Below are 24,166 nucleotides of genomic sequence, written 5' to 3' on the forward strand. Positions count from 1 at the left end.
GGCGCCCCCCCCCCCCCGCCCCGGGGGGGGGCACCGGCGGGCCCCCCCCGCCCGGCCCCCGCCCCCCCCCCGCGCCGGCGCCGCCCCCCGCCCCCCGGGGCGGCAACCCCGGCCCCCCGGCCCCGGCGCCGGAACCCCGCCCCCCGGCCCGGGACCCCCGGCCCCGGGGGCGGCACCGCTCCCCCCGGGCAGCGCCCCCGCCCCCACCGCAGCTCGCCCCAACCCCGCCTGGAGAGCACCGACTTGACCGCGCCCGCCACCGCCGCCAGCCCGTGGATCCGCCGCTACCTCACCGTGGCGGAGCCCCGCGCGAGGCTGCTGTGCCTGCCGCACGCCGGCGGCTCCGCGACGTACTACCTGCCGCTGGCCCGCGCCCTCGCGGGCGACGGCGTCGAGGTGCTCGCCGTCCAGTACCCGGGCCGCCAGGACCGCCGCCACGAGCCGTGCGTCGACTCCGTCACCGGCCTGGCCGACCTGCTCGCCGCCGAGGTGCTGCCGTGGGCCGGCCGGTCCACGGCGGTCTTCGGGCACAGCATGGGCGCCATGGTCGGCTTCGAGCTCGCCCTGCGCCTCGAGGCGCGAGGGGTGGTGCCGCTCGCGCTGTTCGCCTCCGGGCGGCGCGCGCCCTCCCGGCAGCGGCCGAACGCCGACCCCGTGCACCTGCGGGACGACGCGGGCCTGCTCGCGGAGGTGCGCACCCTCAGCGGCACCGACGCGCGGGTGTTCGCGGACGAGGAGCTGGTACGGATGGTGCTGCCCGCCCTGCGCGCCGACTACAGGGCCGCCGAGACCTACGTCCACACCCCCGGCCCCCGCCTGGCCGCCCCCGTCCAGGCGCACGTCGGCGCCGACGACGACAAGGTGACCCTTGACGAGGCGCGCGCGTGGGCGGACCACACGGACGGGGCCTTTACGCTGCACACCCACCCGGGCGGCCATTTCTATCTGACCGAACAGGTGTCAGAGGTCGCGGGGGCGGTGTTGGGGAGGCTCGCGGAACTACTCGAGTAAACGCGGTCATATACCAGACGCAGGACTTTGGTCCCGGTTCGCAAAACGTGTGAGCTGCCTCACTCGAACGTTTTTCAGTCAACATTCTTGTTAGGCTGAATCCGTCTTTCCAATACCGAGTTCAGCGAGGTGTTGAAGTGGCGGGGGATATGACAGACGTCGATGTAGCGAACCTACCGGCCTTTCCGTTCATAGGCCCGGACAATAATCCGTTCATTCCTGTTCAGGAATCTGATACGGCCCGCCTCGGCGGGCCCATAGGGAAAGTCCGGCTGCCGTTCGGCGGCTGGGCCTGGCTGGTCACCCGGCACGAGGACGTGCGGCAGCTGCTGCGCCACCCCGGGTTCAGCTCCGACCAGTACAAGCCGGGGTTCCCGGTGCTCAACCCGATCCCGCAGAAGCGGGAGGACGCGTCCGGCCTGTTCATCTTCATGGACGGGGACGCGCACAGCCGGTTCCGGCGGATGCTGACCGCCGAGTTCATGATCAAGAACATCCGGCGGATCGAACCGCTGATCGAGGAGACGGTCGTCGAGGCCCTGGAGCGCATGCGCGCCATGGGCCCGCCCGCGGACCTGATGTCCGAGTTCGCGCTCCCGGTCCCGTCGATGACGATCTGCCACCTGCTCGGAATTCCGTATTCCGAGCATGACTTCTTCCAGAACCACAGCCGCGTGATCATGGACCGGAACGCAGGTCCCGCGGAGGTCGAGGCCGCGCTCGGCGCCCTCGCCGGCCTCATCGGCAAGGTCATCGAGTACAAGCGGAACGCGCCCGAGGAGGACCTGCTCAGCCGCCTGGTGGCGGAGCGGGTGGTCCCCGGCGAGCTGCGCGAGGACGAGCTGGTCAGCCTGGCCATGCTCCTGCTCGTCGCGGGTCACGAGACCACCGCGAACATGATCGGCCTGTCCGCGCTGGCCCTGCTCGAGCACCCGGAGCAGCTCGACGCGCTGCGCGCCGACCCCGGCCTCGCGCCGGGCATGGTGGAGGAGCTGCTGCGGTTCGGCACCGTCGTCCGCACCGGCCTGCCCCGGCTCGCCATGAAGGACGCGGAGATCGGCGGACAGCTCATCCGCGAGGGCGAGGGCGTCGTGGCCATGCTGTCGATGGCCAACCGGGACGCCTCGGTCTTCCACGACCCGGAGCTCTTCGACCCCGCGCGGCGCGAGGCGCACCGGCACATGGCGTTCGGCTTCGGCCTGCACCAGTGCATCGGCCAGCCGCTGGCCCGGGCCGAGCTGCGGATCGCGCTCGTCGAGCTGGCCCGCCGCTTCCCGGACCTTCGGTCCGAGACCACGCTGGCCACCGTGCCGAAGCGGCACCTGGCCGTGACGTTCGGGCTCGGCGAACTGCCGGTCTCGTGGTGAGCGGCATGGACATCACGGTGGACAGGGAGCTGTGCGTCGGCTCCGGCAACTGCGTGGCCAACGTCCCCCAGGTCTTCGACCAGGACGACGACGAGGGCCTGGTCCTTGTGCACACCACCGAGGTGCCCGAGCACCTGCGGGCATCGGTGGAGCTGGCCGAGCGGGTCTGCCCGGTCGGCGCCATCCAGGTCGGGCGTCAGGCGCCCACGCACTGAGACGCAGTACACGGGGGAGTAGCACGCGTTTCGCGCCGTGGCGCGCGGACCCACGCTGAATTCCGCATTCCGTATTCCCTGTCCCCGGGCGCGCCGGGTCGGCTCGGCGCGCCCGGGGGGAACGGACGGATTCCGGCACGGGTCGGCCACCGAGGGGGATGGTTCCCGCGCGCACGGCGAACGCGGTCACCGCACGCTCCGCCATGCCCGGATTCCGCGCTTTCCGGCGCGGCTGTCGGGCATGCGGCCGGAGCGGCAGACATGGTCGAAGGGTTCGCGGAGGAATATGTCCACGGACCTTGCTCACCCCTGTGTGAATTCCACGTACGCGAAAGCTTTTGCTGACAGGGGAGTACGGAAGTTGAATAGTGGAATTCAAGCGCGGGTTATTGTATGCGACCCCCATCCCTATGCGCGACTGGGTATTCGGGGGGCGCTGGAGGAGGACCCCGGGCTGACCGTGGTCGGGGAGGCCGCGGGCGTCGTCGAGCTCCTCCCGGCGGTGCGCATGGCCACCCCGGACGTGGTGGTGCTCGGCGCCCAGTCGGGGATCGAGCACGTGCACGAGCTGGCCGGCGTCGACGCCGCCCTGGTGGTCGTCGTGGGCGACACGGAGGCCGCGACGGACTGGATCCGTTTCCCGCAGGCGAATGTGCGCGCGCTCGTCCACCACGACGACCCGGAGGAGGATCTGGTGGCGGCGGTACGGCGCGCCGGCGGGGGCACCGGCTATGTGTCGCCCGGTCTCAGCGGGGCGCTGCTCTCGCTGGTACGGGCCTCGCTGCCCAGGCCGCTGAAGTCCGTGCCCACGCACGAGCCGCTCACCTCGCGCGAGTCGGAGGTGCTGCAACTGGTGCGGCGGGGCATGGCCAACAAGGAGATCGCCCGCCGTCTCGGCCTGAGCGAGAAGACGATCAAATTTCACGTCTCCAACGTCCTCGCGAAGGCGCACATGGCGTCCCGGGCGCAGTTGATCGCGTCCGCCGCCGCCATGTGACGGACGTCCTGAGGGCTCCGGGGGATGAGCCTTGAGGACCGTCCGGGACACCGGTGACACCACGGGCCCGACAGCGGGCCCTGTGCGTCCGCGAAGTTCCCGGGGCGTACCCGCGGCAGCAGCCGCGCGTACGCCCCTTCGCCATGCGCGCGTGCCTCTTCCTCGCACGCGACGCCCCCCGCCGTGCCTGTCCACCTGTACGCCTCCCTCCCCGGGGCCGGTCCGTCCGCCCCGGGCCGGTGCGTCCAGCAGGCGGCGCCGCCCCGCGCGTCCGACCGCGCTCCGGTCCGTTCCGAGCTCCGCGGGTGCCTCCGTACGCCGGGCAGGGTTCCCGGGGCCCGTGGCGGGGAAGGCTGTGACAACGGCCACGGTGACGTCCGAACGGGCGGTACCGGACCGGGCGGCGGACGCAACTGCCGTGACACCAGAGGCCCTTGAGGCGCCGGGCTGGTCGAAAGTCCGGGTTTCGCGGCCCGTTCCTGCACCGAAGCCCGGCCCCCGCCTGCACCGAAGCCCGGCAGCCGAGCCCCTTCCTCTGGCCGAAGTCCCGTCACCGGCCGGAAACCGATACTCCCCGTATGAAGCCATCCATGTCTGGGGACCAGGGGACCGGCGGGGCCCACGACACCGCCGTCGCAGTGATCGGGGCCTCCTGCCGCGTTCCGTCGGCGTCGAACCCGGCTGCTTTCTGGCGCCTGTTGGCGGAGGGGACCGACGCGGTCTCGCCCTGGCCGGCGGAGCGCGGGCCGGGCCGCGCGTCCTGGCGCGGTGGCTTCCTGGACGAGGTGGGCACCTTCGACGCCGCCTTCTTCGGCGTGACGCCCGACGAGGCCGCCGCCATGGACCCGCAGCAGCGGCTCGCCCTGGAGCTGGTCTGGGAGGCGATGGAGGACGCCGGGCTGCCCGACGTACGGCTGCGGGGCTCGCGCACCGGCGTGTTCGTCGGCGTCTCCTCCGACGACTACGCGGCGCTCGCCGCGGCGGGCGACCGGACGGGCGGCGGCGAGCTGCACGACTTCACCGGACGGCACCGCGCCGTCGTCGCCAACCGCGTCTCCTGGACCCTCGGCCTGACCGGGCCGAGCCTCGCCGTCGACGCGGCGCAGGCGTCGTCCCTGGTCGCCGTCCACCTGGCGTGCGAGAGCCTGCGGCGCGGCGAGTCCGACCTCGCCTTCGCCGGCGGCGTGAACCTGATCCTGTCGCCGGAGAGCATGCGCACCACGGCCGCGCTCGGCGCGCTGTCCGCCAAGGGCCGCTGCGCCGTCTTCGACGAGAGCGCCGACGGGTTCGTGCGCGGCGAGGGCGGCGGCGTGGTCCTGCTCAAGCCGCTGGCCCGCGCCCTCGCCGACGGCGACCCCGTCTACTGCGTCATCCGGGGCGGCGCCGTCACCAACGACGGCGGCGGCGAGCGGCTCACCGACCCCGACGTGGCGGGCCAGCGGGACGTCCTGCGCCGGGCCTACGCCGACGCCGGGATCAGCCCCGAGGCCGTCCAGTACGTCGAACTGCACGGCACCGGCACCCCGGTCGGCGACCCCGTCGAGGCCGCCGCCGTCTCCGCCGTCGTCGGCCGCGGCGGCGCGGACCGCCCGCCGCTGCGCGTGGGCTCCGCGAAGACCAACGTCGGCCACCTGGAGGCCGCCGCGGGCATCGTCGGCCTGCTCAAGACCGCCCTGGCGCTGCGCCACCGGCGGCTCCCGCCGAGCCTGCACTTCACCGCCCCCAACCCGGCGATCCCGCTGGCCGAGCTGAACCTGCGGGTGCAGACCGAACTCGACGCCTGGCCCGCCGCGGACGCCCCCCTCGTGGCGGGCGTCAGCTCCTTCGGCGTCGGCGGCACCAACTGCCACGTCGTCCTGACCGAAGCCCCGGCCACCGCCAGGACCGAGCCCTCGGCACCCCGGCCCGCGGCCGCCCGCCCCCTGCCCTGGGTACTCTCCGCCCGCACCGGCCGCGCCCTGGACGCCCAGGCCGCGCGCCTGCTGGCCCATGTGAGGGCGGAGCAGGAGTCCCCGGAGGGAGAGCACGCGCGGGGCGCGGCGGACACGGGTGCGGCGGACGCGACGGCGGCGGCACGGACCGGGGTGGACGTGGGCGCGGGCGCGGCGGACGTGGGTGCGGCGGCACGGACAGGGGCGGCCGAGGATGCCGCGGGCGCCGCGGATGTCGCGGGCGCCGCAGATGTCGCAGGTGCCGCGGATGTCGCGGGCGCCGAGGATGTCGCAGGTGCCGCGGATGTCGCGGATGCCGCGGACATCGCCCTCTCCCTCGCCGCCGGCCGGTCCGTGTTCGAGCACCGTGCCGTCGTCGTCGGCGGGGACCGGGACGAGCTCACGTCCGGCCTCGCGCACCTGCACGAGCGGGCGGTGAGCGGTGTCGCCGCCCCCGGCAGGACGGCGTTCCTGTTCTCCGGCGTCGGCTCCCACCGCCTCGGCATGGGGCGCGAGCTGTACGAGACGTACCCGGTGTTCGCCGAGGCCCTCGACGAGGTGCTCGACCACTTCGTGCCGGGGCTCGACCTACGCGCGGTGCTGCTCGGCGGCGTTGACGACGAGGCCGCCGCCGTTGCCCTGGACGGCATGCGCTTCATGCAGCCCGCCCTGTTCGCCTTCCAGGTCGCCCTGTACCGCCTGGTGACGTCGTGGGGCGTCGTCCCGGACGTGCTCGTCGGCCACTCCTTCGGCGAGATCGTCGCCGCCCACGTCTCCGGCGCCCTGCCGCTGGCGCACGCCGCCGCCCTCGTCGCCGCGCGCGGCGAGCTCATGGAGGCGCTGCCGCCGGGCGGCGCCATGGTCGCCGTGGAGGCGACCGAGGAGGAGGCGCTCGCCGCCCTCGACGGCGTCCCGGACGTCTCGGTCGGCGTCATCAACGGGCCGCGCGCCCTCGTCCTTTCCGGCGCCGACGAAGGGGTCACCCGGGTCGCGGACGCCTTCCGCGCCCGCGGCCATCGCACCAGCCGGCTGCGCGTGCGCAACGCCGCGCACTCGCCGCTGATGGCGCCCATGCTCGACGAGTTCGCCCGCAGGATCAGCGGCCTCGCCGTCGCCGAGCCCGGCGTCCCGATCGTGTCCACCGTCACCGGCCGCACCGGGGCCGCCCTGACGGAGGAGTACTGGGTCGGGCACCTGAGCGCCACCGTCCGCTTCCACGACGCGCTGGCCGCCTGCCGCGAGCAGGGCGTGACCCGCTTCCTGGAACTCGGCCCGAACAGCGTCCTGACCCCGCTCGTCGCCACCTCCGACACGGAGCGCGCGGTGGCCCTCCAGCACCGCGACCGCCCCGAGGCGCGTGCGCTGCTCACCGGCCTCGCCGAGGCCTGGACCGCCGGGGTGCCCGTCGACTGGGCGGCCGCCGTCGGCGAGGCCCGCACCGTCGCCCTGCCCACCTACGCCTTCCAGCGCGAGCGCCACTGGCTCGACGAGCGCCCCGCCCCGGCCGCCGCGGCCGAGCGGCACCTCAGCTCGGCGACGCTGGCCCTGCGCGAGCGCGTCCGCGCCGAACCGGACGGGTTCCTGCTCCGCTGGCTCGCCGCCCACGTCGCCGAGGCCACCGGCGTCACGCCCGACCCGGACGCCACCTTCCGCGACCTGGGCCTGGACTCCGTGCTCTCCGTGGAGCTGCGCAACCGCCTGGTGTCGGCGACGGGACTGCGCATGCCCGCGAGCGTCCTCTTCGACCACCCGACGCTCACCGCGCTCGCCGCCCACGTCCACGAGCAGCTCACCGGCGTCCTGGACACCCCGGACGACACCCCGGCCACCGCACCGCTCCCCGCGACGGCCGCCGCCGACGACGACCCGGTCGTCATCGTCGGCATGGCCTGCCGCTACCCGGGCGGCATCGGCTCGCCGGAGGACCTGTGGCGCACCGTCGCGGACGGCCTGGACGCCACGTCGGAGTTCCCCGCCGACCGCGGCTGGGACCTCGCCGCCCTCTACGACCCCGACCCGGCCAACCCGGGCACCACGTACACCCGCCGCGGCGGCTTCCTCGCCGGAGCCGGGGACTTCGACGCGGAGTTCTTCGGGATCAGCCCGCGTGAGGCTGCGGCCATGGACCCGCAGCAGCGGCTGCTCCTGGAGACCGCCTGGGAGGCCCTGGAGCGCGGCGGCATCAACCCCGACGGCCTGCGCTCCAGCCGGACCGGCGTGTTCGTCGGCGCCACCGGCATGGAGTACGGGCCCCACCTGGACGCCCCGGCCGACGGCACCGAGGGCTTCCGCCTCACCGGCAACACCTCCAGCGTGGCGTCCGGCCGCATCGCGTACCAGCTCGGCCTCGAAGGCCCGGCCCTGACGGTCGACACCGCGTGCTCGTCGTCCCTGGTCGCCCTGCACCTGGCGGTGCGCGCGCTGCGCACCGGCGAGTGCGCGCTGGCCCTGGCCGGCGGGGTGACGGTGATGTCCACGCCCGGCATGTTCGTCGAGTTCTCCCGCCAGCGTGGCCTCGCCCCCGACGGCCGCTGCAAGCCGTTCTCCGACGACGCCGACGGCACGGGCTGGGCCGAGGGCGTGGGCCTGCTCGTCGTCGAGCGGCTCTCCGACGCCCGCCGCAACGGACACCAGGTCCTCGCGGTCGTACGAGGCTCCGCCGTCAACCAGGACGGCGGCAGCAACGGCCTCACCGCCCCCAACGGCCCCTCCCAGCAGCGCGTCATCCGCGACGCCCTGGCGAGCGCGCGCCTGTCCTCGGCGGACGTGGACGTCGTGGAGGCCCACGGCACGGGCACCTCCCTCGGCGACCCGATCGAGGCACAGGCGCTGCTGGCCACGTACGGGCAGGGGCGCGCGGCGGACCGGCCGCTGCGGCTCGGCTCGATCAAGTCGAACATCGGCCACACCCAGGCCGCGGCCGGTGTCGCCGGTGTCATCAAGATGGTGCAGGCCATGCGCCACGGCCTCATGCCGCGCTCCCTCAACGTGTCGGAGCCGTCCAGCCGCGTCGACTGGGAGTCCGGTGCCGTCCGCGTGCTGACGTCGGACCAGGAGTGGACCGACCTCGACCGGCCGCGCCGCTCGGCGGTGTCGTCGTTCGGCATCAGCGGCACGAACGCGCACGTGATCCTGGAGGCGGCACCGGAGTTCGCCGAGGCCCCCGCCGAGGAGGCGCGGCCCGCCCTGCCGGAGGTCCCGGCGGTGGTGGACGCGCCGGTGGTGCCGTGGGTGCTGTCGGCGCGCACTGAGGCGGCGCTGGCGGAGCAGGCCGGGCGCCTCCTCGCGCATGTCGGTGAGGGCGCGGAACTCGATGCGCGGGACGTGGGGTTCACGCTGGCGTCGGGGCGTGCGGTGCTTGAGCACCGGGCGGTGGTCCTGGGCGGCGATGCGCAGCAACTGAACGCCGGTCTGCGCGAGTTGGCCGCCGGGCGTCCGGCCTCGGACGTGATCGAGGGCCGGGCACGGACCGGCGCGGCCGGTGGCGTGGTGTTCGTGTTCCCCGGCCAGGGCTCGCAGTGGATGGGCATGGCGCGGGAACTTCTCGCATTCTCCCCGGTGTTCGCGGCACGCATGGCGGAGTGCGCGTCGGCGTTGGAGCCGTACGTCGATGGCTGGTCGCTGTTGGACGTGGTGCGCGAGGGCGATGAGGTCGTGCTGCGGCGGGTGGATGTCGTCCAGCCGGTGTTGTTCGCGGTGATGGTCTCCCTTGCGGAGGTGTGGCGCTCGCTGGGTGTCAAGCCTTCGGCGGTGGTCGGGCATTCGCAGGGGGAGATCGCGGCCGCGTGTGTGGCGGGTGGTCTGTCGCTGGAGGATGCCGCGCGCGTGGTGGCGTTGCGTAGCCGGGCGATCGTACGGCTGTCGGGGCGTGGCGGGATGGTCTCGGTGCTGGCCGGGGAGGAGGCGGTGGCCGGTCGGTTGACGGCCGGTATCCAGGTCGCGGTGGTCAACGGCCCCGAGCAGGTCGTGGTCTCCGGTGCCCCCGAGGAGCTGGACGCGTTCCTGGCCGGATGCGAGGCCGACGGCATTCAGGCCCGGCGTATCGCGGTGGACTACGCCTCGCACTCCCCGCAGGTGGAAGACCTCAAGGACGAACTCCTCGACGTCTTGGCAGGCATCACCCCGCGCACGGGCCACGTACCTCTGTACTCCACCGTGACCGGCGCGGTCATCGACACCGCGGGCATGGACGCGGAGTACTGGTTCACCAACCTGCGCCAGACGGTGCGCTTCGACGCCGCCCTGGAAGCGCTGCTGGCGTCGGGACACCACGTCTTCGTGGAGTCGAGCCCGCACCCGGTGCTCACCGGGGCCGTGACGCAGGCCGCGGAGAGCCGCGGGGTGGCCGGTGTGACAGCTGTGGGGACGCTGCGGCGGCACGAGGACGAGCGGGCACGGCTCCTGCACAACCTTGCCGAGGTGTTCGTCGCGGGCGTGGCCGTGGACTGGTCGCCGTGGCTGGGCGCCGGGCGTCTGGTGGAGCTGCCCACGTACGCCTTCCAACGGCGGCGGCACTGGCTGCCCGCGAGGCGGTCGGTGGTGGACGCGGCCGGGCTCGGCCTGCACCCGGCCGGGCACCCGCTGCTCGGCGCCGCCGTACGCCTCGCGCCACAGGAGGGCCTGGTCCTCACCGGCAGGATCTCGCTGCGCACCCACCCGTGGCTGGAGGACCACGCCGTCCACGGCACCGTCATCCTGCCCGGCACCGCCTTCGTCGAGCTGGCGCTGCACGCCGGTGGCGCGGTCGGCTGCGAGGCGCTGGAGGAGCTGACGCTGGAGCGCCCGCTCGTCCTCGCCGAGGACACGCTCGTCGCCGTACAGGTGTCGGTGGGCGCCCCGGACGAGGCCGGGCGCCGTTCGAGCGCCGTGCACTCGCGGGTCCAGGACGAGGGCGCCGAGGGCGCCGACGCCGAGGTGGAGTGGGTCCGGCACGCGGTCGGCACGCTGGTCCCCGGGCCCGTGGCGGCCGAGGAGCGCCTGGACGGCGCCTGGCCGCCCGCCGGCGCGCGGCGCGTGGACATCGCCGGGGCGTACGAGGAGCTCGCCGGGATCGGCTACGGCTACGGCCCGGTCTTCCGGGGCCTGAGCGCGCTGTGGCGCGTCGGCGACGAGATGTACGCGGACGTATGGCTGCCCGCCGAGGCGGACGAGTTCGGCGTCCACCCGGCGCTGCTCGACGCCGCGCTCCACCCGCTGCTCGCGGATGACCTGTGGGTGCCGTTCTCCTGGAGCGGGGTGCGGCTGCACTCGGTGGGCGCGACGGCGTTGCGGGTGCGGTTGTCGCGGGCGGTGGACGGCGCGGTGCGGCTGGTGGCGTTCGACGGTGCCGGTCTGCCGGTGGTGACGGTGGACGAGCTGCGCCTGCAGCGCATGTCGCGTGAGCAGTTGGGCTCAGCCGTCTCCGCTGCTGATCCGCTGTATGAGGTGCGGTGGGTGGAGGTGCCCGCTCCGGACGCGTCCGGCGGGGTGGCGTCGGGCGTGACGGTCGCGCGCGTGGAGCCGGGTGGTGACGTCCGTACGCGGGTGGCCGAGGTGCTGGCGGAGGTCCAGCGGTTCCTGGCCGAGGCGGGCGAGGAGTCCCGCCTCGCGGTGGTCACCCGGGGCGGCATGACGGGCACGCCGGACATGGCCACGGCCGCCGTCTGGGGCCTGCTGCGTTCCGCGCAGGCCGAGCACCCGGGCCGGATCGTCCTCGTCGACACCGCCGAGGACGCGGACGCCGACGAGGCGGTCGCGCGGACCCTGGCGGCCGGAGAGCCGCAAGCCGCCTGGCAGGCCGGGGAGTTGCTCGTACCGCGACTCGTACCGCTGGCACCGGAAGCGGCAGCGGCAGCGGAGGCGGAGCCGACGACGGCCTGGGACCCGGACGGCACGGTCCTGATCACCGGTGCGGGCGGCGCGCTGGGCGGCCTCGTGGCCCGGCACCTCGTCGCCGAGCACGGCGTACGGCACCTGCTGCTGCTCAGCCGCCGGGGCGCCGAAGGGGCGCGGGAGCTGGCGGACCAGTTGGCGCAGGCGGGCGCGAGCGTGGCCTTCGCGGCGTGCGACGTGGCCGACCACGAAGGGCTGGCGGCGGCGCTGGCGGGCATTCCCGCCGCGCACCCGCTGACCGCCGTCGTCCACGCGGCGGGCGTCCTCGACGACGGCGTGGTGACCGCGCTGACGCCCGAGCGGGTGGACACCGTGATGCGGCCCAAGGCCGTTGGCGCCCTGCTCCTTGACGAGTTGACCCGCGACGCCGACCTCGCCGCGTTCGTCCTGTTCTCGTCGGCGGCCGGGGTGATGGGCACCGCGGGCCAGGGCAACTACGCCGCCGCCAACGCCTGCCTCGACGCCCTCGCGCAGGCGCGCCGCGCCGCGGGGCGTGCCGCGACCTCGCTGGCGTGGGGCCTGTGGACCAGCGACAGCGCGATGACCGCGCACCTGGAGGACGCCGACCTGGCCCGCCTGTCGCGCAGCGGCCTGGCGTCGATGTCGGCGACGCAGGGGCTCGCGCTGTTCGACGCGGCCCTCGCCGCGGACCGGGCCACCGTCGTCCCGGCCCGCTTCGACCTGCCCGCGCTGCGCAACCAGGCGGCGCGCGACGGCATGGCCGCCGTCTTCAGGTCCCTGGTCCGGACGCCCGCGCGCCGCGCCGCGGCACCCGGCGTCGAAGAGGCCTCGTCGTGGGCGGACCGGATGGCCGCCCTGGACGGCGCCGAACGCCAGGCGGAGCTGCTCGCACTGGTCGGCGCCCAGGTGTCGCTGGTGCTGGGCCACGGGTCCGCCGGGACCGTGGACGCCGACCGGGCCTTCCGCGACCTGGGCTTCGACTCGCTCACCGGCCTCGAACTGCGCCAGCGCCTCCAGGCCGCCACCGGCCTGCGGCTGCCGTCGACACTGGTCTTCGACCACCCCACGCTCACCGCGCTGGCCGGTTTCCTCGCGGAACAGGTCCAGGGCACGCACGCCGGGCCCGCCGGGCCGGTCGTCACGCGGGCGGCCGCCGACGACGACCCGGTCGTCATCGTCGGCATGGCCTGCCGCCTGCCCGACGGCATCGACTCGCCGCAGGAGCTGTGGCAGGCGACCCTGGACGGCGTCGACGCCATCACCGAGTTCCCCGCCGACCGCGGCTGGGACCTCGCGGGCCTCTACGACCCCGACCCGAGCCACGTCGGTACGAGCTACTCCCGCCGGGGCGGGTTCCTGGCCGGGGCCGGGGACTTCGACGCGGAGTTCTTCGGGATCAGCCCGCGTGAGGCTGCGGCCATGGACCCGCAGCAGCGGCTGCTCCTGGAGACCGCCTGGGAGGCCCTGGAGCGCGGCGGCATCGACCCGGCCTCGCTGCGTGGCAGCAGGACCGGTGTCTTCACCGGCCTGATGTACCACGACTACGGCTCCTGGCTGCCGGAGGCGACCGAGGACGTCGAGGGCCTGATGATCACCGGCAACAGCGGTGGTGTGGCCTCGGGCCGCATCTCGTACCAGCTCGGCCTCGAGGGCCCGGCGCTGACGGTGGACACGGCGTGCTCGTCGTCGCTGGTGGCGCTCCACCTGGCGGCGCAGGCGCTGCGCAACGGCGAGTGCACCCTGGCGCTGGCCGGTGGCGTGACGGTGATGTCGACACCGACGACGTTCGTGGAGTTCTCGCGGCAGCGCGCCATGTCCCCCGACGGGCGCTGCAAGGCCTTCTCCGACGACGCCGACGGCGCGGGCTGGTCGGAGGGCGTGGGCCTGCTCGTCGTCGAGCGGCTCTCCGACGCCCGCCGCAACGGGCACCCCGTACTCGCCGTGGTCCGCAGTTCGGCGGTGAACCAGGACGGCGGCAGCAACGGCCTCACGGCCCCCAACGGCCCCTCCCAGCAGCGCGTCATCCGCGACGCCCTGGCCAGCGCGCGGTTGTCGACGGCGGACGTGGATGTCGTCGAAGCGCACGGCACGGGCACCTCCCTCGGCGACCCGATCGAGGCCCAGGCGCTGCTCGCCACCTACGGGCAGGGGCGCGCGGCGGACCGGCCGCTGTGGCTGGGCTCGGTGAAGTCCAACATCGGGCACACCCAGGCCGCGGCCGGTGTCGCCGGTGTCATCAAGATGGTGCAGGCCATGCGCTACGGCACGATGCCGCGCACCCTGCACGCGTCCACCCCCTCCCACCACGTCGACTGGACGGCCGGCCAGGTCGAGCTCCTCACCGAGAACAGGCCGTGGCCGGAGCTCGACCGGCCGCGCCGCTCGGCGGTGTCGTCCTTCGGCATCGGCGGCACCAACGCGCACGTGATCCTGGAGGCGGCGCCGGAGTTCGCCGAGGTCCCTGCCGAGGAGGCGCGGCCCGCCCTGCCGGAGGCTCCGGCGGTGGTGGACGCGCCGGTGGTGCCGTGGGTGCTGTCGGCGCGCAGCGAGGCGGCGCTGGCGGAGCAGGCCGGGCGCCTTCTCGCGCATGTCGGTGAGGGTGCCGAACTCGATGCGCGGGATGTGGGGTTCACGCTGGCGTCGGGGCGCGCGGTGCTTGAGCACCGGGCGGTGGTCCTGGGCGGTGACGCGAGTGAACTGAGCGCCCGGCTGGCTGAGTTGGCGTCGGGCCGTGAGGTCTCGGGTGTCATGTCCGGGCGTGCCGGGGCGTCGTCCTCGGTGGTGTTCGTGTTCCCCGGGCAGGGCTCGCAGTGGGTGGGTATGGCGCGGGAGCTGCTGGAGTTCTCGCCGGTGTTCGCGGCGCGGATGGCGGAGTGTGCTGTCGCGTTGGAGCCGTACGTCGATGGCTGGTCGCTGTTGGACGTGGTGCGCGAGGGCGATGAGGACGTGCTGCGGCGCGTGGATGTCGTCCAGCCGGTGTTGTTCGCGGTGATGGTGTCGCTGGCGGCGCTGTGGCAGTCCCTTGGGGTGAAGCCTGCTGCGGTGGTGGGTCACTCCCAGGGGGAGATCGCGGCCGCGTGTGTGGCGGGTGGGCTGTCGCTGGAGGATGCGGCCCGGGTCGTGGCGTTGCGCAGCCGGGCGATCGTACGGCTGTCGGGGCGTGGCGGAATGGTCTCGGTGCTGGCCGGGGAGGAGGCCGTCGCCGGGAGGCTGACCGCTGGCATCCAGGTCGCGGTCGTCAATGGGCCCGAGCAGGTCGTGGTGTCGGGTGCCCCCGACGAACTGGACGTGTTCCTGGCCGGATGCGAGGCCGACGGCATTCAGGCCCGGCGTATCGCGGTGGACTACGCCTCGCACTCCCCGCAGGTGGAAGACCTGAAGGACGAACTCCTCGAAGTGCTGCGGGAGATCGAGCCCCGTACGGGCCAAGTACCGCTGTACTCCACCGTGACCGGCGCGGTCATCGACACCGCGGGCATGGACGCGAAGTACTGGTTCACCAACCTCCGCCAGACCGTCCGCTTCGATGCCGCCCTGGAAGCGCTGCTGGCGGACGGGCATCGAGCCTTCGTCGAGAGCAGCCCCCACCCCGTCCTGACCGGCGCGGTGACGCAGGCCGCGGAGAGCCGCGGTGTGGCCGGTGTGACGGCCGTGGGGACGCTGCGGCGGCACGAGGACGAGCGGGCACGGCTCCTGCACGGGCTCGCGGAGGTGTTCGTCGCGGGCGTGGCCGTGGACTGGTCGCCGTGGCTGGGCGGTGGGCGTCTGGTGGAGCTGCCGACGTACGCGTTCCAGCGGCGCAGGCACTGGCTCCCGGCGGGCCGGTCGGCGGTGGACGCGGCCGGGCTCGGGCTGCACCCGGCCGGGCACCCGCTGCTCGGCGCCGCCGTACGCCTCGCGGGCGGCGAGGGCGTGGTCCTCACCGGGCGCATATCCCGCTCCACCCACCCCTGGTTGGAGGACCATGGTGTCTTCGGCACGGTCCTGCTGCCCGGCACCGCCTTCGTGGAGATGGCCCTCCGCGCCGCCGACGAGGTCGGCTGCGAGACGCTGGAGGAGCTGACGCTGGAGCGGCCGCTCGTCCTCGCCGAGGACACGCTCGTCGCCGTACAGGTGTCGGTGGGCGCCTCGGACGAGGCCGGGCGCAGGCCCGTCGCCGTGCACTCCCAGGTCCAGGACGCCGACGGGGCCGGGGCGGGGGAGTGGGTTCGGCACGCGGTCGGCACGCTGACCTCCGGGCCCGTGGCGGCCGAGGAGCGCCTGGACGGCGCCTGGCCGCCCGCCGGCGCGGAGCGCGTCGACGCCGCCGAGGCGTACGACACCCTGGCCGGACTCGGTTACGGCTACGGCCCCGCGTTCCAGGGCCTGCGCGCGCTGTGGCGCGTCGGCCACGACATGTTCGCCGAGGTCCACCTCCCGGTGGAGGCCGACTCCTTCGGCATCCACCCGGCGCTCCTGGACGCCGCCCTGCACCCGCTCCCCACCGGTGAGCTGTGGGTGCCGTTCACCTGGAGCGGGGTGCGCCTCCACTCGGTGGGCGCCACCACGGTCCGGGTGCGGTTGTCGCGGGCGGCGGACGGCGCGGTGCGGCTGGTGGCGTTCGACGGCGCCGGTCTGCCGGTGGTGACGGTGGACGAGCTGCGCCTGCAGCGCATGTCGAAGGAGCAGTTGGGGTCGGCCGTCTCCACTGCTGATCCGCTGTATGAGGTGCGGTGGGTGGAGGTGCCCGCTCCGGACGCGTCCGGCGGGGTGCCGCCCCAGGTGACGGTCGCGTCCGTACAGCCGGGCGGTGACGTCCGTACGCGGGTGGCCGAGGTGCTGGCGGAGGTCCAGCGGTTCCTGGCCGAGGCGAGCGAGGACGAGGAGTCCCGTCTGGCCGTGGTCACGCGGGGCGGCATGGCGGAGGTGCCCGACCCTGCCACGGCTGCCGTCTGGGGCCTGCTGCGCTCCGCGCAGGCCGAGCACCCGGGACGGATCGTCCTCGTCGACACCGCCGAGGACGCGGACCCGCACGCGGCACTCGGCCGGGCCCTCGCGTCCGGCGAGCCGCAAACGGCCGTACGGGACGGGAAGGTGCTCGTCCCGCGTCTGACCACGGTGACGGCGGAGGCGCCGCGGTCACCGGAGTCCGGGGACGCGGACCCGGCGGAGCGGCCCGTGACGGCGGCACCCCCGCGCTGGGACCCGGACGGCACGGTCCTGATCACCGGTGCGGGCGGCGCGCTGGGTGGCCTCGTGGCCCGGCACCTCGTCGCCGAGCACGGCGTACGGCACCTGCTGCTGGTCGGCCGCCGGGGCGCCGAAGGCTCGCGTGACCTGGTCGCGGAGCTGACCGGCGCCGGGGCCACCGTGGCCTTCGCGGCGTGCGACGTGGCCGACCGCGAAGGGCTGGCGGCGGCGCTGGCGGGCACTCCCGCCGCGCACCCGCTGACCGCCGTCGTCCACGCCGCGGGCGTCCTCGACGACGGCGTGGTGACCGCGCTCACCCCCGAGCGCCTCGACACCGTGCTGCGCCCCAAGGTCGACGGCGCCCGGCTCCTTGACGAGTTGACCCGTGACGCCGACCTCGCCGCGTTCGTCCTGTTCTCGTCGGCGGCCGGGGTGCTGGGCACCGCGGGCCAGGCCAACTACGCCGCCGCCAACGCCGGCCTCGACGCCCTCGCGCAGGCGCGCCGCGCCGCAGGGCTGCCCGCCACGTCCCTGGCCTGGGGCCTGTGGGCGAGCGACAGCGCGATGACCGCGCACCTGGACGACGCCGACCTGGCCCGGCTGACCCGGGGCGGACTCGCGCCGATGACGCCCGCCCAGGGGCTCGCCCTCTTCGACGCCGCGCTGGCCGCCGACCGGGCGACGCTGTTCCCGGCCCGCCTGGACCTGCCCGCGCTGCGCAGCCAGGCGGCGCGGGACAGCCTGCCCGCCGTCCTCACCTCCCTGGTCCGGGTGCCCGCGCGCCGCGCCGCGGCCGCCGGAGCGGCCCCGGCCGCGTCCTGGGCCGCCGACATGGCGGCGCTCGACGCCGCGGAGCGCGCCGCCGCGCTGCTCGAACTCGTGGGCGCCCAGGTGTCGTTGGTGCTCGGCCACAGCCCGGACGCCTCGGTGGACGCCGACCGGGCCTTCCGCGACCTGGGCTTCGACTCGCTCACCGGCCTCGAACTGCGCCGACGCCTCCAGGCCGCCACCGGCCTGCGGCTGCCGTCGACACTGGTCTTCGACCACCCCACCCTCACCGCCCTCGCCGCGTTCCTCGACGAGCAGGTGCGGGGCGCGGGCGCCGGGGCCGCACCGGCCGCCGCGCCGGTCCCGGCGACGGCCGACGACGATCCGGTCGTCGTCGTCGGCATGGCCTGCCGCTACCCGGGCGGTATCGGCTCCCCGCGGGAGCTGTGGCAGGCGACCCTGGACGGCGTCGACGCGATCACCGAGTTCCCCGCCGACCGCGGCTGGGACGTCGAGGACCTGTACGACCCCGACCCCGACCGCGTCGGCAAGACGTACACGCGGCACGGCGGGTTCCTGCGCGACGCCGCCGTGTTCGACGCCGAGTTCTTCGGGATCAGCCCGCGTGAGGCGGCGGCCATGGACCCGCAGCAGCGGCTGCTCCTGGAGACCGCCTGGGAGGCCTTCGAGCGGACCGGCATCGACCCGGCCTCGCTGCGTGGCAGCAGGACCGGCGTGTTCGCCGGGCTGATGCCCATGGAGTACGGGCCGCCGCTGCACGAGCCCGTCGAGGGCATGGACGGCTTCCGCATGCTCGGCAACGCGTCCAGCGTGGCGTCCGGCCGCATCTCGTACCTCCTGGGCCTCGAGGGCCCGGCGCTGACGGTGGACACGGCGTGCTCGTCGTCGCTGGTGGCGCTCCACCTGGCGGTGCAGGCGCTGCGCAACGGCGAGTGCACTCTGGCGCTGGCCGGTGGCGTGACGGTGATGTCGACACCGACGACGTTCGTGGAGTTCTCACGGCAGCGGGCGATGTCTCCGGACGGCCGCTGCAAGGCCTTCTCCGACGACGCCGACGGCGCGGGCTGGGCCGAGGGCGTGGGCCTGCTCGTGGTCGAGCGGCTCTCCGACGCCCGCCGCAACGGACACCAGGTCCTCGCGGTCGTACGAGGCTCCGCCGTCAACCAGGACGGCGGCAGCAACGGCATGACCGCCCCCAACGGCCCCTCCCAGCAGCGCGTCATCCGCGACGCCCTGGCGAGCGCGCGCCTGTCGGCGGCCGACGTGGACGTCGTCGAAGCGCACGGCACCGGCACCTCCCTCGGCGACCCGATCGAGGCGCAGGCGCTGCTCGCCACCTACGGGCAGGGGCGCGCGGCGGACCGGCCGCTGTGGCTGGGCTCGGTCAAGTCGAACATCGGGCACACCCAGGCCGCCGCGGGCGTCGCGGGCATCATCAAGATGGTGTACGCGATGCGGCACGGCGTGCTGCCGCGCACCCTGCACGCGTCCACCCCCTCCCACCACGTCGACTGGGAGTCCGGCGCCGTCAGCCTGCTCACGGCGGACCAGCCCTGGCCCGAGCTCGACCGGCCGCGCCGTTCGGCGGTGTCGTCCTTCGGCATCAGCGGCACCAACGCGCACGTCATCCTGGAAGCGCCCGCCGAGGAGCCGGAGCACCGCGGCCCCGCGCCGGACGCCCCCGTCACCAACCCCGTCACCGCCACCGTCACCCCGTGGGCGCTGTCCGCGAAGACCCCCGCCGCGCTGCGGCGGCAGGCCGCCCGGCTGCTCGCCCACCTCACCGGCGAGCCCGGCACCGACCCCCGCGACGTGGGCCACACCCTGGCCGTGGGCCGCACCCTGATGGAGCACCGGGCCGTGGTCCTCGGCACCGGCCGCGACGAGCTGACCGCCGCGCTGACGGCCCTCGCGCACGGGGAGGACACCCCCGGCGCCGTCGTCGGGGCCGCGCCCGCCGCGCCCGGCGGACTCGCGCTGGTCTTCTCCGGCCAGGGCTCGCAGCGGGCCGCGATGGGCCGCGAGCTGTACGAGCGGTACCCCGTCTTCGCCGAGGCCTTCGACGCCGTGTGCGCCGCCGTGGACGCCCACCTCGCCGGGCACGCCGAACACCCCCTGCGGGACGTCGTGTTCGCCGCCGAGGACAGCGCGCTCGCCCCGCTCCTGCACCGGAGCATGTACACCCAGACCGGCCTGTTCGCCGTCGAGGCCGCGCTCCTGGCCCTGCTCACCTCCTGGGGCGTCACCCCCGACTACGTCATGGGCCACTCCCTGGGCGAGATCACCGCCGCCCACGCGGCGGGCGTGCTCTCCCTGGCCGACGCCTGCGCCCTCGTGGCGGCCCGCGGCCGCCTGATGGGGGCCCTGCCGGAAGGCGGCGCGATGGTGGCCCTCGCCGTCGGCGAGGACGAGGCCGCCGCGTACCTGGAGGAGGCGTCCCTCACCGGCGCCGTCGGCATCGCCGCGGTCAACGGCCCGCGCGCCGTCGTCGTGTCCGGCGACGAGGCGGCCGCCCTCGCCGTCGCCGACCACTTCCGCGCCGCCGGGCACCGGGTGCGCCGCCTCACGGTCTCGGGCGCCTTCCACTCCCACCGGATGGACGCCGTGCTCGACGCGTTCGCCGAGGTCGTGTCCGGCCTGACGTTCACCGCGCCGCGCATCCCCGTGGTGTCGAACCTCACCGGCGGCCTCGCGGACCCCGAGCGGCTGTGCGACCCCGCGTACTGGGTGGAGCACGTGCGCGGCGCGGTGCGCTTCGCCGACGGCGTGCGCGCCCTCGCAGAGCGGGGCGTCACCGCCTACCTGGAGGTCGGGCCCGAGGCCGTCGTCACCCCGATGGTGCACGCCACCCTCGACGAGGCGCCCGGTGACACCGCGTACACCGCCGTCGCCACCCTCAAGGCCGGCCAGGACGAGCCGCTCGCGCTCACCCGGGCGCTCGCGGCGGTCCACGTCGCGGGCCCGCCGGTGGCCTGGGAGCGGCTGCTGTCCGGCGGCCGCCGCACCGAACTGCCCGGCTACCCGTTCGCCGGACAGCGCTACTGGCAGGACGCGGACCGGTCGGCCGTCGGCATCCGGGCCGCGGGCCTCAACGCCACCCGGCACCCGCTGCTCGGCGCGGCCGTGTTCCTGCCCGACGGCCAGGCCGTGCTCACCGGCCGGGTGCTGCCCGGCGCGCACCCCTGGCTCGCCGACCACGCGGTGGGCGGCACCGCCCTGCTGCCCGGCACCGCCTTCCTCGACCTGGCGCTGTACGCCGGGGGCGAGACGGGCTGCCCGGCCGTCGAGGAGCTGACGCTGGAGACGCCCCTGGCCCTGCCCGCCGACACCGCCGTGTACCTCCAGGTCGTCGTCGGCGCCCCGGACGAGGACGGCCGCAGGGCCGTCGCCGTCCACTCCTCGCCCGGCCCGGCAGCGGCCACCGGACCACTCGTGCGGCACGCCGCCGGCACGCTGTCCCCGGCACCCGCGCCCGCCGCCGGGACCCTGGCGGCGGCGCCCTGGCCGCCCGCCGACGCCGAACCGCTGCCCCTCGACGGGTTCTACGACGACCTGGCCGCACAGGGCTACGGCTACGGCCCGGCGTTCCAGGGCCTGCGCGCCGCCTGGCGCACCGCCGACGCGCTGTACGCGGAGGCTCACCTCCCGGCCCCGCCGGGCGCGTTCGGCATCCACCCGGCGCTCCTGGACGCCGCCCTGCACGCCGTCACCCTCGGCGTACCGTCCCTGACCGGCGCCGACACCGGCGGCGGGCGGCCCCTGCTGCCGTTCTCCTGGTCGGGCGTGACGCTCGCGGCGACCGGCGCGACCGCGGTCCGGGTCCGGCTCGCGACCGCCGGGGACGGCGCCGTGTCCCTGGCCGTGACCGACACCGCCGGACAGCCCGTCGCCGCCGTGGAGGCGCTGGCCGTACGGCCCCTCACCGGCGGCGCGGCACCCGGCCCGGACGCCGGACTCCACCTGCGCTGGCGCGCCGTACCGGCGCCGGAACCGGCCACCGGGCCCGCGCCCGGCGTCACCGTCGTCCACGTCGGCCCCGGCGACGTCCACACCCGTCTGACCGAGGTACTCACCACCGTGCAGCGGTTCCTGGCCGGAACGGCCGACGGCGCGGCGACGGCCGACGGTGAGGGGGTGGCTGACGGTGAGGGGACGGCCGACGGTGAGGGGACGGCCGACGGCGCGGGGAAGCAGGACAGCCGCCTCGCCGTGGTCACCAGGGGCGCCCTCATGGAGGCGCCCGACCCCGCGACCGCCGCCGTCTGGGGCCTGCTGCGCTCCGCCCAGGCCGAACACCCGGGCCGCGTCGTGGCCGTGGACATCGCCGCCGACACCGATACCGACACCGACGCCTCCGCCCATGCCGCAGCCCATGCCCCAGCCCGTGCCTCCGCCCTCGCCGACGCCGGGGCCGACGGTCCCGCCGCCGAGGCCGTCGCGCTGGCCCTCGCGTCCGGCGAGCCCCAGGTCGCCGTCCGCGACGGCCAGGTGTTCGTCCCCCGGCTCACCCGCACCGCCCCGGCCGCGCTGCCGCTGCCGGACGTACCCGAGTGGCGCCTGGAGACCACCGCGGACGGCGACGCCGAGGGCCCGGCGGGTCCCGGCGCCCTCGCCCTGGCCGCCGACCCGGCCGGCACCGCGCCGCTGGGCCCGGAGCAGGTCCGCGTGTCCATGCGGGCGGCCGCCATCGGTCCCGAGGCCCTGACCGGCCCCAGGACGCCGACGGGCCCCGAGGCGCCGACCGGCCCCGCGGGCGCGCCCGGCACCGAGGGCTCCGGCGTCGTCACCGAGGTCGGCGCGGCCGTCACCGGCCTGGCCCCGGGCGACCGCGTCTGGGGCGCCTTCCCCGACGGCGGCGCCCTGGCCCGCACCGCGGTCACCGACCACCGCGCGGTCACCCGCATGCCGCGCGGCCTGACCTTCGCCGAGGCGGCGGCCCCGACGGCGTACCTCGCCGCCTGGCACGCCGTCGTCGACGAGGCCCGGCTGCGCCCCGGCCGGCGGGTCCTGGTCCACACCGGGGGCGGCGCCACCGGCCTCGCGGCGGTCCGGCTCGCCCGGCACCAGGGCGCCGAGGTGTTCGCCACCGCGCCCCTGGACGCCCACGCCGCGCTGCGCGGCCTCGGCCTCGACGAGGCGCACACCCTCACCCCCGAGGCCGACGCCGTCGCGCGGCGGGTGCCGTGGGGCCTCGACGCCGTCCTGGACGCGCGCGGCGGCCCGGGCACCGACGCCTCGGCGGCCCTGCTCGCCGAGCACGGCCGGTACGTGCCCGTCGCCCCGGTGGCCGCGCCCGACGCCGACCGGAGCCGCGCCGCCCTCACCCGGCTCACCGGACTGCTCGACTCCGGCGCGCTGTGCCCGGTGCCCGTACGGGCGTACGACGTACGGGAGGCGGCCGAGGCGCACCGCTCCCTGGCCGGGCACGGGCCCGGCGGCCGGGCCGTCCTGACCATTCCGCGGCCCCTCGACCCGAACGGCACGGTCGTCGTCACCGGGGCGAGCGGCACCCTGGCCCGGCTCGTCCTGCGGCGGCTCGTCTCCGCGCACGGCGTGCGCAGCGTCCTGCTGCTGAGCCGCCGCGGCGGCGAGGCCCCCCGGGAGCTGCTGGACGCCGGGGTCCGCGTGGAGTCCGTCGCCTGCGACGTGGCGGACCGCCAGCAGCTCGCCCGGGCCCTGGCCCGGGTCCCCGCGGAGCACCCGCTGACCGCCGTGGTCCACACCGCCGGGGTCCTCGACGACAGCGTCCTGGAGGCGCTGACCCCGGAGCGGCTCGCCACCGTGCTGCGGCCGAAGGCCGACGCGGTGCGCGCCCTGCACGAGCTGACCGCCGGCGCGGACCTCGCGGCCTTCGTGGTGTTCTCCTCCGTCGCCGGTGTCCTCGGCTCGGCGGGGCAGGCCAACTACGCGGCGGCCAACGCCTTCCTGGACGCGTTCGCCGTACGCCGGCACACGGCCGGGCTGCCCGCGGTGTCCCTGGCCTGGGGCATGTGGGCCGAGGCCAGCGCGATGACCGCCGGGCTCGGCACCGCCGACCGCGGCCGGATCGCCCGCACCGGGCTGCTGCCCACCTCCACGGAGGAGGGCCTGGCCGCCTTCGACCGGGCGCTCGCCGGCACCGCCGCCGCGGTCGTGCCGGTACGCGTCGACACGGCCGCGCTGCGCGCCGCGGAGTCCGTGCCGCCGCCGCTGCGGGACCTGGTGCCCGCCGCGCGGCGGCGGACGGCGGCCCCCGCCACGGCGGCCGCGCCCGCGCCCGCCGAGCCCCTGGCGGACCGGCTGCGCGCCCTTCCGGCCGCACAGCGGCGGGCCCTGCTGCTCGACCTGGTGCGCACGGACGTCGCCCTGGTGCTCGGGCACAGCGACCCGCGCGGCGTCGCCGCCGACGGGGCCTTCCGCGACCTCGGCTTCGACTCGCTGACCGCCGTCGAACTCCGCAACAGGCTCACCAGGCGCACCGGCCTGAAGCTCAGCGCCACCGCGGTCTTCGACCACCCGAGCCCCGGCGCCCTGACCGACCACCTGCTCGCCCGGCTCGCCCCGGCGCCCGACGGGGCGGCGCCCGACGGGGCGGACGACGCCCAGGACCCGACGTACGAGCGCGTCATGGCCGACCTCACCCGGGTCAGGAGCCACCTGACCACGCTCCGGCTCACCGAGGCCCAGCGGAGCGCGCTCACCGACACCTTCCGCGGCCTCGCCGAGCCGTGGACGAACGGGGACGCCGCGGCGGCGGACGAGCAGCCGGCACCGGCCGGGCTCGCCTCCGCGACCGCCGCGGAAGTCCTCGACTTCGTCACCAACAGCCTCGGCATCTCCATCTCCGGCGACGCGTCGCCCACCGAACCGAGTTGA

At 75.8% G+C, this 24,166-nt stretch carries 5 protein-coding genes; all 5 read left to right on the forward strand.

The features are described 5' to 3' along the window. Positions 1–243 precede the first annotated feature (243 nt). The 5 genes from QK440_RS08445 to QK440_RS08465 all read left to right on the forward strand — a co-directional run bounded on the left by QK440_RS08445 (position 244) and on the right by QK440_RS08465 (position 24,166). A complete protein-coding gene (locus tag QK440_RS08445) occupies positions 244–1,011 on the forward strand; it encodes an alpha/beta fold hydrolase (RefSeq protein ID WP_282792373.1) in 768 nt (255 codons plus the stop codon). Positions 1,012–1,160: 149 nt separating this feature from the next. After that, the gene (locus tag QK440_RS08450; protein WP_282792374.1) at positions 1,161–2,378 is read left to right on the forward strand and encodes a cytochrome P450; all 1,218 of its coding nucleotides are present in this window, start codon (positions 1,161–1,163) and stop codon (positions 2,376–2,378) included. Between the two features lie 5 nt (positions 2,379–2,383). After that, positions 2,384–2,593: a ferredoxin gene (locus QK440_RS08455; RefSeq protein WP_282792375.1), complete on the forward strand. Its 210-nt coding sequence runs from the start codon at positions 2,384–2,386 to the stop codon at positions 2,591–2,593. Between the two features lie 460 nt (positions 2,594–3,053). Next, positions 3,054–3,590, forward strand: coding sequence for a response regulator transcription factor (locus tag QK440_RS08460; RefSeq protein WP_282792376.1), 537 nt, complete (start codon positions 3,054–3,056; stop codon positions 3,588–3,590). A 590-nt stretch (positions 3,591–4,180) separates the two neighbouring features. Then, positions 4,181–24,166, forward strand: coding sequence for a type I polyketide synthase (locus QK440_RS08465; RefSeq protein ID WP_282792377.1), 19,986 nt, complete (start codon positions 4,181–4,183; stop codon positions 24,164–24,166).

It is taken from the genome of Streptomyces sp. CC224B (assembly GCF_030010595.1).
In the GTDB taxonomy this organism is placed as follows: Bacteria; Actinomycetota; Actinomycetes; order Streptomycetales; family Streptomycetaceae; genus Streptomyces; species Streptomyces longispororuber.